Here is a 13540-nt window from a genome sequence, read left to right on the forward strand (position 1 = left end):
ATCGAGCTGCCTATAAAAATTTGATGGGTTTAACTTAATAATCCGTGGGGATGGGAAAAGCGCCACGGATTAAAGCTTCAGTTTATTTATTTAGCGTAACATTGGTCCTACCGAAGGATTGAGAATCATACGTGACGGTTATTATTCCTTTACTAATAGGTTCATATGGCAATTCCTCTTCAAAATTTCCAGTATTTTCATTATGGATAGAGAGTGTTATTTCATCAACGTCTTTATTTTTATATTGATCTGTAATCGTTTCAGCGATTTGAAGTAGGTTTTCATAACTAGAAGCTTCTGTAATAAGCATTCCTTTTATAACTTTTTTTTCATTTTGTGTGGAAGAGGAATACGGGATGTTGTTTTGTTTTGTATACAGAAGTTCGTATGGAATTGTTTTTCTTTCTGCTTTTGAAACATTTGAATAGTTTAGAGTTAAAAGAAACCCTATACATAAAATTATGCATACCATAAGAACAAACCAAAAACGTGTCAGTGATATAATTCGCATTGTCATCCCTCTTTCATGTCTTTGTCTTCACTATTCATCATACAAAAAGAGGATTAAGCTAGAGTAAATTTGAAGTAAAGAAACGTAAAGAAGGAGCACTTATCCTCCAAAATAAGTGCTCCTTTTTATTAAAAGAAAGATTTAACATACAATCAAAATAATACAAATTACTATAAATCAAACATTCTTGGTCGTTCAAAAATAAAATGAAAACTAAAATTAGTAAATTCGGAAGACTGATAGTGTAGCTGTTGTGTCACCAGTGTTAGGGATGGAAATAGTATTTACTGTAGGTTGTACAGAGATTGTTGTACCAGCTGTTAAAGTAACAATTGTGGAGAAAGAAACCGCACTACCGATAACGTTAGTTGAAAAATTACGAGTAGGTGGTTGACCGTTGAATGAAATACCGAATCCAAATGGTGAAGAACCCGGGAAGGTTGTAGATGCTGAGAAACTAATATCGTATACTCCTGTTTCTAAAATAGTTAAAGTATCTGAAGTGTCATTAAAAATGAGATTATTTAGTTCGAAAACTTGATTAAATTGGATATTCGTTCCAGGTGATATAGTTTGTGGATTAGAATTTCCTATTGCTGCTATAGTTACAGGGAGTGGTGTGCCCGACGGTCCAGTAGCGCCAGTAGCACCAGCCGGCCCTTGAGCGCCTTGAGCACCTTGAGCGCCAGTAGCACCAGCCGGCCCTTGAGCGCCTTGAGCGCCTTGAGCACCTTGAGCGCCTTGAGCGCCTTGAGCACCTTGAGCACCTTGAGCACCTTGAGCGCCAGTAGCACCAGCCGGTCCTTGAATACCTTGTGGTCCTTGAAGTCCAGTAGCACCTTGAGCACCAGCAGGTCCCTGAGTCCCTTGAATACCTTGAGGTCCTTGAGGTCCTTGAGGTCCAGTAGGTCCTATTGTTCCTCCACCAAGGCAACCTGATCCATATTGAACTAGGATAGCTTGAATTTCTGTAATGAGCTTAACTAGTTTATCGATAGTACAGCAATCGATTTTGAATAACTTAGTAATATACAATAAATAATTAAGCAAACTTTGTAGTTCAACGTACAATGCTCCGCATGAGAAAGGTGAGGACTTTAGGATAGTTAATAAGTTAGCAATAATAGAACTACCAATTTTTTCTTGTGCAGGTGATAAATCTAAGCAACTGAGGAATTTTTGAAGATTATTGAGGAGAGCAATTAGTTTATCGATGTTATCTTGAGAAGGGTTTTGAAATACAGCTTGAATACTTTGACCAAGAGCTTGAAGAAGTCTAGCATACTCTTTTAGTTCTGCCTTAGAGATATTAATATAACTGCAAGCTCTTACTTCGCAACAATCATTACCATAAAACACTTTCCCTTTATTTTTGTTGGACATTTGTTCATTCCTTTCTTTTATAGAATAAATAGTCGTTACTAAATAAAACTAAACTGAATTCGTGAGGGACAAACTACTATTTCTAAAAAATAAGAAGTTTACCTATCTTGTGAAAACAAAGAACAATTAAGAGATAGAGAAAGATTTATATGAGTTAAAAAAGAATAGGTTAGAATAAAAAAACTGCACGCAAATTGTTAGATTATATCTAACAATTTGCGTGCAGTTCGTGGAACAGCCCAACCTTTTTAATGATTAATTCGTTCATAGTTCGCTTTAGGTAAAATTGGAATAGAAATAGTGAAAGTTGTACCGTTTTGATTACTAGACATTTTTAATGTACCGTTATGATTTTGAATAATTTTCTTCGTTACTGACAAGCCCAGTCCTGTTCCTGAATCTTTTGTTGAGAAGAATGGATCAAAGATATATTCTTGAATAGCTGGAGGAACCCCAGTTCCGTTATCTGTGAAAGTAATCCGAACAAAGTTATCTAGGCGATAACTAGAGATTTGAATGGAAAGAGGTCTTTCGCCTCGAGCATCGATAGCATTTTGAAATAAATTTAAAAAAACTTGCACAAGTTCATGACGATCGATATTGACAAGTACACCATCTAATTCCGTAGAAAATTCATAGTCAATAGAAATGTTGTGTAAAAAAACTTCACTAGCAAGTAGTTGTTGAATATATTCGCGTAAAAACGTATTGATGGGAAAAGGTTCTCTAGTAAATTCACGCGTTTTTGAAATGGCTAAAAATTTTGTGATAATACTATTTGCACGATCTAGTTCAGGAATGAGTAGACTTTTAAACAATTCTTTATTGGATGGAGAAACGTTATCTTGTAGAAATTGCAAGTATCCACGTACCGTTGTAAGGGGATTTCGTACTTCATGAGCAATCCCAGCTGCGATTCGTCCTGCTAATGAAAATTTTTCTGCATCACGTTCTGTGTTTAAATAATGGAAGACACTAATAACTCTAAAAATCTCTCCGTTATAATCCCGAATAATTCGATTGTTTAAAATACCATAGTTTTTGTCTAACACTTCTTCATTATATATTTCTGTTCCTGTTCTTAATGTTTCAATCGCTTTAATTTGTTCTTCTGGCAAGTTTAGTAATTGTTGAATTGGCTTTCCAATTATATCATTTCGTACTACACCAAAATCATCTGCTGCAGCTTGATTACATAAAGTTATATTTCCTTTACTATCAACAAAGGTGACATGATGTGAAAAAGCATCAAAAATATGAACAAAGCATGTTTCAAGTTGTTCAAATAAAAATAATGAATCGCAAGTAAGTTGAAAATCAGCCTTTTTATTCTCTTTTTGTATGTTTTGAATGGAATGAGTCGTTCTCGTTTTCTTTATTTGTAAACCAATATGTGGATTCTTGTATGTGAAATGATGTGGTAATTGATTCACAAGCTCTTCATATAACCGCACTTTATTTTCTAGTTCTTCTATTCGTTTTTCATGAGATACAATATCATCGTTTGGAAGCATAAATAAATAACCCCTCAATTTAAAAATTCTTCCATTTAGTATATCATATTTTTATACGGATACTCTTAAAGAAGGGGCTACTTAATGAAATTGATTAGCTGAAATGTCCGGGAAGTGAGTAGAATGGATAGAAGGTGAAGTTAAAAAGGGAGGGATATATTTGCTTTTCATTGGAGTGACAGGGTGGGGAGATCATGATTCTTTATATATAAATCCCTATGAAAATAGAAATAAATTGCGAACTTATAGTGAACATTTTCCCATTGTGGAAGTAGATAGTTCATTTTATGCGATACAACCTGCGCGGAATTATACAAAATGGGCGATGGAAACGCCGAAAGATTTTTCTTTTATAGTAAAAGCCTATCAAGGAATGACAGGACATATGAAAGGGGAAATCCCTTTTTCTACGTTCGATGAGATGTTTGATGTGTATAAACAATCCATTCTTCCTTTAATAGAAGCAAATAAATTAAAAATGATTTTATTTCAATATCCACCATGGTTTGATTGTAAAGTGAAAAATGTAGATTTACTTCGATACACGAAAGAAAACATGGAAGATTTACCATGTGCAATAGAATTTCGAAATCAAACATGGTTTTATCCAGAAATGAGAGATAAGACGTTACAGTTTTTAGAAAAAGAAAACTGGATTCATACAATTTGCGATGAGCCTCAGGCTGGAATAGGATCAGTACCGCTTATATTAGAGGCAACAAACTCGGACATGGCGTTAATACGTTTTCATGGCCGAAATGTTCATGGTTGGCTGGATAAAGGAGAAAATTGGAGAGCGGTTCGCTGTTTGTATCGTTATAATAGTAAAGAATTGGCGGAATGGGTAGAACGATTAGAGCGATTGAAAAAGAAGACGAAGGATATATTTGTATTGTTTAATAATAATTCGGGCGGAGATGCAGCGGATAATGCGAAACAGCTTATGAAAATGATGAACATTACATATGGTGAGCCGAAGCCTGAGCAATTAAATTTGTTTGAATGATGATAAACAAGAAAGGCACTGTACAAACAGGGGGAATGTACAGTGCCTTTCTATATGAAAAAGAGGGGTAACAATGTTACTGAGCGTTTGGTTGATTCATCAATTGTTGGCTTCGTAATAAATGATAATGGTTATCATTATCATTGTCAATGGTTTTTCGGAAAATAAGTAAAAAACTTTTTATCCCGCTATTTGCGGCAGTAAAACTCCTACCTCAAAATTCGGCTGGAGCAAAGAAGTTAGGTGGGAGCCCTGCTGCCCGTAAACGCCCGATTGGTGAAGGCTAATAATCAGTGGGGGATGAACAAAACCCCCACTGATTAAAGTTTCACTTTATATTTTAAATAGTAATAAAAAAAGAACAGCAATTATGAAGTGACCCCTAAAAGTTAGACACGGTTATTTCATTAGGCTACTTGATCCAAATGAGTCCGGTATTGTACCGGGCTCATTTTTAATTTTGCCTTAATCCGTTTCTTATTATAATAATCTATATATTTTTCTAATTCTATTTTAAAATGCTCTATGCATTCAAATTCTTTTATATAGAGGAACTCCGACTTCATAATCCCAAAGAAATTCTCTATTACTGCGTTGTCGTAACAGTTTCCTTTTCGAGACATACTCTGTACGATAGCTCTTGATTCAAGTGTACGGACGTACTGTCTCATTTGATAATGCCATCCTTGATCCGAATGCATCAGTAGCTGGTGGTTTTCAGGTAAACGTTCTAATGCTTTCTCTAACATCTCTGAAACAAGTGAATACGCCGGTCTAGAACCAATTGTATAGGTAATAATCTCACCATTATACAAGTCTAATACAGGTGATACATACAGTTTTTCTCCAAATAATTTAAACTCTGTGATGTCTGTTACCCATTTTTGATTCGGTGCATCTGCATAAAAATTACGCTCTAAAATATTGGGTGCAATTTTACCGACTTTCCCTTTGTAGGATTTATATTTCTTCATACGCACAACACACTTTAATCCAAGCTCTTTCATAATACGTTGCACCTTTTTATGATTCACTTTCTGACCACGATTCGCTAACTCATCACGAATGCGACGGTAGCCATAACGACCTTCATTCTCCTCATAAATCACTTTAATCTCAGCTTTCAAATCGGCATCTACATCTGGGCGATTCATTTTCTTTACTAAATCATAATACGTGCTTCGTGGAATAGTAGCTAACTCCACGAGTGCCTTCACCGAATATTTATGCCTTAATTCATAGACTACTTGCGCTTTGTCTTGTTTAGTGACTTTTCCTTGTTTTGAACTAAGGCATTCAACTTTTTTAAGTACTCATTTTCCATTTCAAGCTGTTTAATACGTGCTTCAAGTGCTTCGACTGACCCTTCAGCTAAAGCTTGTTTTACTTGTTTATTTGACTCTTTTTTCATGGATGGACGCCCCTTTTTTTTAGATTGAAGGGCATCAATTCCTTGTGTTTCGAGTTGTTTTTTCCAAACAGAAATCGTTGAAGGGGCAGGAATGTTAAAGATAGCTGCCGTCTCAAATAAGGACATACCGTTTTCAATCATAAAGTTTAGTACGTCTAGTTTAAATTGTTGTGTGTAATTTGTACATCGTTTTAGAAAAGCTTCCACACCATTCTGCTTATATTGGTTTACCCAATTCAAAATGATTGTGCCACTTATACCGATCGCTCTACCCATTTCTCGATAACTTTCATTTCCGTTCAAATAACGTAGAACGATTTGTATTTTTTCATCAGCTGTAAATTTAGCCATAGAAAAACTGCACCTCCAATTGTTAGACTGTGTCTAACAATTGGGGTGCAGTTCAATTACTGCTGTTCTTTTCCATTGATGATTTGTTGTAAATCAAAAGGAGTTATCGCTTGGATAAATTCCTTTGAGATAAGTGTTTGAACGAGAGTGCTTTCAGAAATTGTAGCACCTGTTTTCTTTTCATAAGATTTCTTTAATAAATCAAGTTTTTCAGCCGTTTCTTTCGGTAATTCAATTGTTAATGTGTTCATAATTTCTCCCCCTTACTATTAGAGTACCACTACAGTATAGGAGAGACAAGACAAGAAAAGAGAATATGAAACATAAAAAAGGTTACCAAATTTACAAATGGTAACCTTTTTATGTATAAGAGTTATTAAGCAATACCGATATACTTTAAAGTTTTGGATGGAGTACTGTGATCAAAGAAGTGTTGTAAAAATGCAATATCAACACCTGATTTGTATGCACAATAGCCCCAAGTTTTTCGAAGTGTATGTGAGCTAATCCCTTCTAATCCAACTTCTTTTGCAGCTTTGTTTAAAATGTACCATGCATGTTGTCTCGTAATAGACTTTGTTCCTTTTTGAGACTTTAATAATGGTTCATTACGTTTCCAAGTTTTACGTTCTTTCATGTAGTCTTCGATTGCGTGCTGTAAGTCTTCATTTACAGCAAACCATTTATGTTTCTTTACTTTTTCATTGTAAAATAAAATGGAATGGCGAACATTTTCGTCTTCATCGATTACATCACTAACTTTTAATTGTAAGATTTCACTTACTTTTAAGCCAGAATTTACAGCTAATACGAATAATAAGCCATCACGTTTCGAAGATTGTAAAAGTATATTTTTGATAGTTTCTAATTGTTTTTCATTTTGAATAGGTTGTCCTGCTTGTTTCATTTCACGCACTCTCCTCTTTTATATGTGTAAAGGAAAGGATTAACTTGTTTCTTACTATAAAGGGAGAGTGTGAATTTCATGTGAACTCCTAGTGAAATTAAGACAAATTATTTGACTTCTTTTACTTTTTGTAAATTAAAATAAAATACAACGCTATTAGTGGTATTATACACGCCGTATTCAGCGTGATGGAGATCTAAAATGTTTTTCACAATGGATAACCCAAGGCCAGTACCTCCAGTATGACGGCTACGAGAAGCGTCTAAACGGTAGAAGCGATCCCAAATTTTTTCAAGGCTTTCTTCTGGAATAGGATTACCTGTGTTTTCAATTTTGATTTTCACTGTATCTTCCGTTTCTATAATAGAGACGTGTATTTTTTCACCATCTGGAGTATATCGAATTGCATTGCTAAGTAAGTTTACAACGACTTGCTCAATACGGCTACGATTTGCTTTAACAAATAGAGAAGAGTCAGCATGGATGTCCACTTGTAAATGTTTTTCCTCCATGCTAAATAATAATTTTGTATAGACTTGTTGAATTAATTCACCGATCGAGAATGTCGACATTTCTAGTTTGTACGTACCTGATTCTAGTTTTGCTAATTCTAACATTTCAACAATGAGCCTGTTCATATTATCTGTCTCTTCCAAAATAACATTTGTATAATATGTCGTATCTTTACTTACGCCATCTTGAATACCTTCAGCGAAGCTACGAATAACACTAAGTGGTGTTTTTAATTCATGAGATACACCAGAAATGAATTCTTTTCTCGTTTTTTCCAATTGACGTTCGCGTTCAATATCTTGTTGTAATTTTGTATTAGCAACATTTAATCGGTCGATTCGATCTTTTAAATTTACAGAGAGTGTATTAATACCACTTGATAACCCGCCAATTTCATCGTCTGCTGTAACAGGTAACTTCTCGCTAAAATCAAAGTTGGCCATTTTTTTTGTAACACGATTTATCTTAATTAATGGTTTAACAATGATTTTTGAGTAGTAGAAGGATAACAAAATAATAACGAGAAACACGATAATTAAGGCATAGACATAATAATCTTTTAAAACGAGCATCGCTTCATTAACAGGTTGTAAAGATGCTATCACAAAAGCGTACTCCTTAGTTTTTCCGTTTTCCATAATAGGCTTTACAAAGACACTGTTTTTTATATTTTCCCCACTATCTAAAATATACGTGTTTAATTGATTTGAATTAGAAGTACCTTGTCTAATAGTGCTTGCAAAATATTCAACAGCTTGTAATGTTTCAAAATCATTTGCAAGGCGAACCTCAGATTTGGAAGGGATATGTAATTTAGATATCACACCGGTAAAACTGATCTGAGACGTAGTTTTATATCGATTTGTGAGTCTATTTTTAGAGGGGTTACCACTAATTGTTTGAAAATCCGAATTGACATTTTCATTTCGCCATCGATTATAATTAGTCGTCAGTTCTAGTGGCGTTATTATATTATCTTGTAAAAATCCCTCTACGTGAATCATGCCCTCTTTTTTTAAGCCTAAATTTTCGAATTTATTATATTCTTCGGGTGTTAAAAGATTATTAAGTGGGATGGAATAGGTTTTATTGTTATTAGGGTTAATTACCTCAATGTAGTAATTGTTTTCACTTTTAATAATGCCGTTAGAATCTAAAAATTGCATTTCAGCATTCGTTTTATCGTGAAATTCTTGTTTTAGCTTTCTGATTTCCTCAAAACTTTTGTCGCTTTTTTCATAATTATCTACGAATTTTTCAAAAGCCGTTTGAACGGTTTTTACTTTTTTATTAATATAAAACTTCTCTAAAAATAGAGATTGTCCAAGGAAAAAAAGGAGAAATATGATTGTAAATAAAGTTGATGTTAATAAAAATAGTTTAAAGACGATGCTTCTGTTCTTCACTGTTTCACCTCGTATGAAAAATACTGTAATATAAATGATTTCTTAATTATAACAAAGGTTACAAAAAAGTAGAGGGGATAAATCTGTCTCTCTCTAAAGTAGTTTTTTATAGAAAGTCACATAAAGAGACGGTACAGTGACTATAGAAGTATTTTAGCATAAAAAAGAACTCGCCAGACGTATGACGAGTTCTTTAGTGTACTATTGCTGAATTGCTGCATCTAAAGCGATTTCAATCATTTCGTTAAATGTAGTTTGACGCTCTTCAGATGTTGTTTCTTCACCAGTGAAGATATGGTCGCTTACTGTTAATACAGATAATGCATTTACACCATATTTAGCTGCTAATGTGTAAAGAGCAGTCGTCTCCATCTCTACTGCTAATACACCGTAATCTCCAAGTTTTTTAACCATGTCCATGCTCTCACGATAAAATACATCTGCTGTTAATACGTTACCAACACGAACGTGTAATCCTTTTTCTGTTCCAGCATCGTAAGCTTTCTTTAAAAGATCAAAGTTTGCAGCAGGAGCAAAATCAAAACCCGGGAATGTTAAGCGATTCATATTAGAATCTGTACAAGCCGTCATCGCAATAATAACGTCACGTACCTTGACATCTTTTTGAATTGCACCACATGTCCCAACACGAATTAAATTTTTCACTCCGTAGCTTTGAATTAATTCGTTTACATAAATAGAAATAGAAGGAACACCCATACCTGTACCTTGAACAGATACACGCTTTCCTTTGTAAGTTCCAGTAAAACCTAACATGCCACGCACGTTATTATAACAAGTAACATCCTCTAAAAATGTTTCAGCAATATATTTTGCACGTAATGGATCACCAGGTAATAGAATAGATTCAGCAATTTCGCCTTGTTTTGCTTCAATATGTACACTCATGAAAAATCCTCCTTATAATGTATTGATAGAAATCAATATCATTTGCATTATACACTACGACTCCTTTCAATTAAAATCTTTTTTATTTGTAATATGTGCAAAAGAGGAGGATTTCATAAATCATAATCTAGAATATATATTTAAGAGGTTTTGCATGGATAAAGACAATAAAAATGGTAGGTGATATTTTGAAAAATCTTGTCATTGGGCTTATTGCACTAGTACTTATTGTGGCAGGAGGATTTTACATAAAAAAATATCAAGAAACTGTAGAAACGACCGGAGATGTTCAAGAAGTGAAATGGGATGTGAAAAATAAAGAAGGAAATGAAAAAGTCGATATTTCGTTTCAATTGCTAAATAAAATGAATAATGAAGTTCGTGGTGTGAACGATCAAATTCGAGCAGTGATAGTGGATGGGAATTTGAAAAACATACAACAAACGAAGCCTATATTTGCTGGAAATGGATCGTATAAGCTATCTTCAGATGTAGCAAAAGGTGAAGAGTACACGATATTTTTGTATGAAGATGAAAACAAGTCCGTGGAATCATTTTCTAAGCAAGATTTTGGTGAAGAAAAAAAAGAGAAAAACAAGGACAAGAATAAAAAGAAACTACCTGTCGATACTGTACTTACAAAAAATATAGGAGAGCATCAAGTGTCTCTTTTATTTGGTGCATTACATCCGAATGAGGCAACGACATTAACATTTCAGTTTCAAGCGAAAAAGGGAGAAAAGCTGAAATTAAATTCAGGGAGAGGCGAAGTCAACGCGCTATATATCGTTGATGAAACGAGTGGACATTTTTTATATGCCATTCCTGTTGATACGGATGAGCAATTACAATATCGTATTACATTTCCAGAAGAAGGAACATATAAAATATGGGGGAATTTCTATATAAATGGTAAGAAGTATGAAAAGGAGTTTAGTATACAAGTGCAAAAACGAAAAAACAGCTAAGTACTTAGCTGTTTTTTCGTTTTCCTATTAATTTTGTTACAGAGAGCATTGTAATTGGTAAAGAATGATTCTTTCGAAACGCTAAATATTTTCCACTCCATGCAGGTTTATATTTTTCTTTGAAATGTCGTAAACCGCTGAAGCTATATGTGTAACGAACGTTATTAAATATTGCAGCAGCAACTCGTTCAGACCAGAACGATTGCGTTGATAAACCGACATTTGAGAGTGGTGCCATACCAATATTAAAGGAATGGTATTCATTTTCTTTTGCCCAGTGGAATAAGTGGATAAAAATTGCATCCATAATTCCGCTAGGGGCATCTGGATAATAACGCATTAAATCAACAGATAATATGCCACTTTGATATACTGGCATAAAGGTTGTGAATGCAATGATTTTTCCTTCTGCATCAGATAATGTAGCGATAGGGGCACGACTAATATACTCACGATCGAAGTACCCAAGTGAAAATCCTTTCTCTTTTTTTCCGCCGAGCCAAGCATCAGACACTTTCTTTAATTCCTCGTATAATTCGTCTGAGAATGGTGGCTCATGAATAGAGAATGTATAACCTTCTCGTTCAAAACGGTTGAAAGTGGCTCGCATACCAGCACGTTTCTTTCCTGTTATTGTAAACGTATTTAAATCAACGACAGCCTCTTCACCAAGTTTAAAGAAGTTGTAGCCAAAATCGTGGTATAAGCTCATCCATTTGCTTTCAATTTGATAGAATACGCAAATATACCCAAATCGATCAGCTTCAGTCAAAAATTCTTGCAATACAGTGCGGTAGGAGGATGGATCACCAATTGGATCACCTAGTACAACAAGACGTTTTCCAGTAATTGAAAAGAGAAGAAGTGCTTTTCCGTCACTACTGAAGAAGAACTGTTTATCCCCTAAAAAACCTAAATGACTAAGTACATTCCCGCCATGTTCATCTAAGAAGTTTTCTAACCTTTTATCATTAGCTGGTTGCCCGGGAAATTCACTACGGTAACGATTGGCAATTAGTGAGCCGATAAGTAAAAAAGTAGGAACGAAAAAGGCTGCTGCTAATGCACTTCGTTTAACTTGTGTAATATTTCGAACGACAAAATCAGGTTGGAACGCTTCTTTTGCACCCGCAAATAAAATACCTAAGTTTTTATATAAATATAACGTAAGTAATAAGAAGATAAATACTTTTACGATATCAGAAAGTGAGACTTCCATTTTCTCGCGTATAAATCTTTTACGAAGCATATACAACACAGCAAGTACGATTAATAAAATAAAGGTTTCTTCAATGTCAATTCCTTTTAGGGTATTAAAGATTGCTGCTCCAATTAAAGAAACAATCGTCATATAGTAAGAACGCTTTGTTCCATAATATATGCCTCGCGAAAGAATCAGGAGGAGAATACCGAATGTTAATGATAAGCTAAAAGAAAATTGAATAAGGTGCTTTGGAGCTAAAATATGTAAGGCGTGAGCTCGATTTATACTAGTCGGTAAAATTGTTGATAGAATAACCATTAAGCCAGCGAATACTGTTAAAGCGGCGGATGCCCATGAACCTAATTTCCCTAAAAAATCACGTTGTAAAGTCCAAATTACACCAGTTGTTTCTAACGCAGGTGCAATAAATGGTTTATCTTCAATTTTTTTTATGGCAGCTCCTGTCATTTCAAAGGCTGCAAAAATGAGACCTAGGCAGAATGGTAAGATGTAATAGACAAGTCGGTATAATAACATAGCAGGTAGTAATACGCCTGTATCAACGCCGTATTGTCCTAGTCCAGTTAAGAAAACAAGGTCAAATGAACCAAGGCCACCAGGAACAAGACTTACGACACCAGCTAAAGCAGCAATTACGTAAACACCTAAAAACTTTTGAAATTCGATATCAATTCCAAACAATATTAAAATGACGTACATAACGATACCGGCAGATACCCACTCGACTAATGAAACTAATGAATATAAAACAGTTGGATTTTTCTCTTCTTCTTCCTCTTGTTCGTCTAGCTGTTTTGTTTTTCTATTTTTAATTTTAGAAAACCCAATATATATAGGAACGAAAAGAGCAAAGAAGATAAGAACAGGCCATAACCACGGTTTTTCGTGCAGAATAAAACTAGTGTCTAATATTCCAATAAGGCCGAGGAATGACAGAATGGCTAATCCGTTAATAAAAGCGGTTGTCATCCAAGCAATACTTTTAATAAGTTTTCCATTATCTTTTATATGCGGACGATATAGCATTGTACGTACACCGGCACCAACAAGACCACCAAAACCGATAAATCCATTTAAAGTGTTGGCAATCCATGAGATGCGGAAGATCTTTTGTACAGGTATATCTGCTTTTAAGTAACGAAGCATAACAAAGTCATAAAAGAACATTGTTGAAACTGCAAATGCACCGAGTGTAATCGCTAAAAATACCCCACCAGTTGGAATGTTTTTAATTGTTTCAATTGCTTCTAAAAAAGAAATGCCTGCTAATTCTTTTTTAGCTTGAAAGAAAACAATTGTTAAGACAACAAATGGGAAGATTATTTTCCCGATTTGTAAGAAACGTTTCCATGAAAACGACATAAATACAACTCTCCTTGTGTAAGAAAACTGAGACAATAATATTATTATGACAAACTTCAAGAAAAATAAAAAGG

Annotated in this window: 12 protein-coding genes; 3 read left to right on the forward strand and 9 right to left on the reverse strand. The window is 34.5% G+C overall.

Annotation, left to right across the window (positions count from 1 at the left end; translation table 11 throughout):
* Nucleotides 1–82: 82 nt before the first annotated feature.
* The 3 genes from JFT95_RS05530 to JFT95_RS05540 all read right to left on the reverse strand — a co-directional run bounded on the left by JFT95_RS05530 (nucleotide 83) and on the right by JFT95_RS05540 (nucleotide 3408).
* Nucleotides 83–511 (reverse strand): hypothetical protein, encoded by a 429-nt coding sequence (locus tag JFT95_RS05530; RefSeq protein WP_002141001.1) that lies wholly within the window; start codon nucleotides 509–511, stop codon nucleotides 83–85.
* 219 nt (nucleotides 512–730) lie between these two features.
* Nucleotides 731–1894, reverse strand: coding sequence for a Gly-Xaa-Xaa repeat protein (locus tag JFT95_RS05535; protein WP_201051671.1), 1164 nt, complete (start codon nucleotides 1892–1894; stop codon nucleotides 731–733).
* Between the two features lie 248 nt (nucleotides 1895–2142).
* Entirely contained in the window at nucleotides 2143–3408 is a 1266-nt protein-coding gene (locus JFT95_RS05540) for an ATP-binding protein (RefSeq protein WP_201051673.1), read from the reverse strand.
* A gap of 160 nt (nucleotides 3409–3568) precedes the next feature.
* Between JFT95_RS05540 and JFT95_RS05545 the strand changes: the two genes are divergently transcribed.
* Nucleotides 3569–4414: a DUF72 domain-containing protein gene (locus JFT95_RS05545; RefSeq protein WP_201051675.1), complete on the forward strand. Its 846-nt coding sequence runs from the start codon at nucleotides 3569–3571 to the stop codon at nucleotides 4412–4414.
* A gap of 42 nt (nucleotides 4415–4456) precedes the next feature.
* On the forward strand, nucleotides 4457–4582 hold the full coding sequence (locus tag JFT95_RS29840) for a hypothetical protein (protein ID WP_001117482.1): 126 nt from the start codon (nucleotides 4457–4459) through the stop codon (nucleotides 4580–4582).
* A 239-nt stretch (nucleotides 4583–4821) separates the two neighbouring features.
* Here JFT95_RS29840 and JFT95_RS05550 read toward each other — a convergent pair.
* The 5 genes from JFT95_RS05550 to deoD form a co-directional block, all read right to left on the reverse strand.
* Nucleotides 4822–6176 (reverse strand): IS3 family transposase gene (locus JFT95_RS05550; RefSeq protein ID WP_157404958.1). Its coding sequence is split into 2 segments (ribosomal slippage): nucleotides 4822–5723 and nucleotides 5723–6176, totalling 1356 coding nucleotides; the frame shifts between segments, so codons are not numbered across the junction.
* 56 nt (nucleotides 6177–6232) lie between these two features.
* Nucleotides 6233–6427: a DUF3924 family protein gene (locus JFT95_RS05555; protein WP_002011737.1), complete on the reverse strand. Its 195-nt coding sequence runs from the start codon at nucleotides 6425–6427 to the stop codon at nucleotides 6233–6235.
* Nucleotides 6428–6552: 125 nt separating this feature from the next.
* Nucleotides 6553–7083, reverse strand: a complete 531-nt coding sequence (locus tag JFT95_RS05560) for a tyrosine-type recombinase/integrase (protein ID WP_000806230.1) — start codon at nucleotides 7081–7083, stop codon at nucleotides 6553–6555.
* 107 nt (nucleotides 7084–7190) lie between these two features.
* Entirely contained in the window at nucleotides 7191–9002 is a 1812-nt protein-coding gene (locus tag JFT95_RS05565; RefSeq protein WP_002141011.1) for a sensor histidine kinase, read from the reverse strand.
* Between the two features lie 201 nt (nucleotides 9003–9203).
* The gene (gene deoD / locus JFT95_RS05570; protein ID WP_000110707.1) at nucleotides 9204–9911 is read right to left on the reverse strand and encodes a purine-nucleoside phosphorylase; all 708 of its coding nucleotides are present in this window, start codon (nucleotides 9909–9911) and stop codon (nucleotides 9204–9206) included.
* A gap of 173 nt (nucleotides 9912–10084) precedes the next feature.
* Between deoD and JFT95_RS05575 the strand changes: the two genes are divergently transcribed.
* Nucleotides 10085–10879: a hypothetical protein gene (locus JFT95_RS05575; RefSeq protein ID WP_201051677.1), complete on the forward strand. Its 795-nt coding sequence runs from the start codon at nucleotides 10085–10087 to the stop codon at nucleotides 10877–10879.
* Between the two features lie 4 nt (nucleotides 10880–10883).
* Here JFT95_RS05575 and mprF read toward each other — a convergent pair whose 3' ends face one another.
* Nucleotides 10884–13466, reverse strand: a complete 2583-nt coding sequence (gene mprF / locus JFT95_RS05580; protein ID WP_002193214.1) for a bifunctional lysylphosphatidylglycerol flippase/synthetase MprF — start codon at nucleotides 13464–13466, stop codon at nucleotides 10884–10886.
* Nucleotides 13467–13540 lie beyond the last annotated feature (74 nt).

The sequence above is a fragment of the Bacillus sp. TH17 genome, assembly GCF_016651125.1.
Classification (GTDB): domain Bacteria; phylum Bacillota; class Bacilli; order Bacillales; family Bacillaceae_G; genus Bacillus_A; species Bacillus_A mycoides.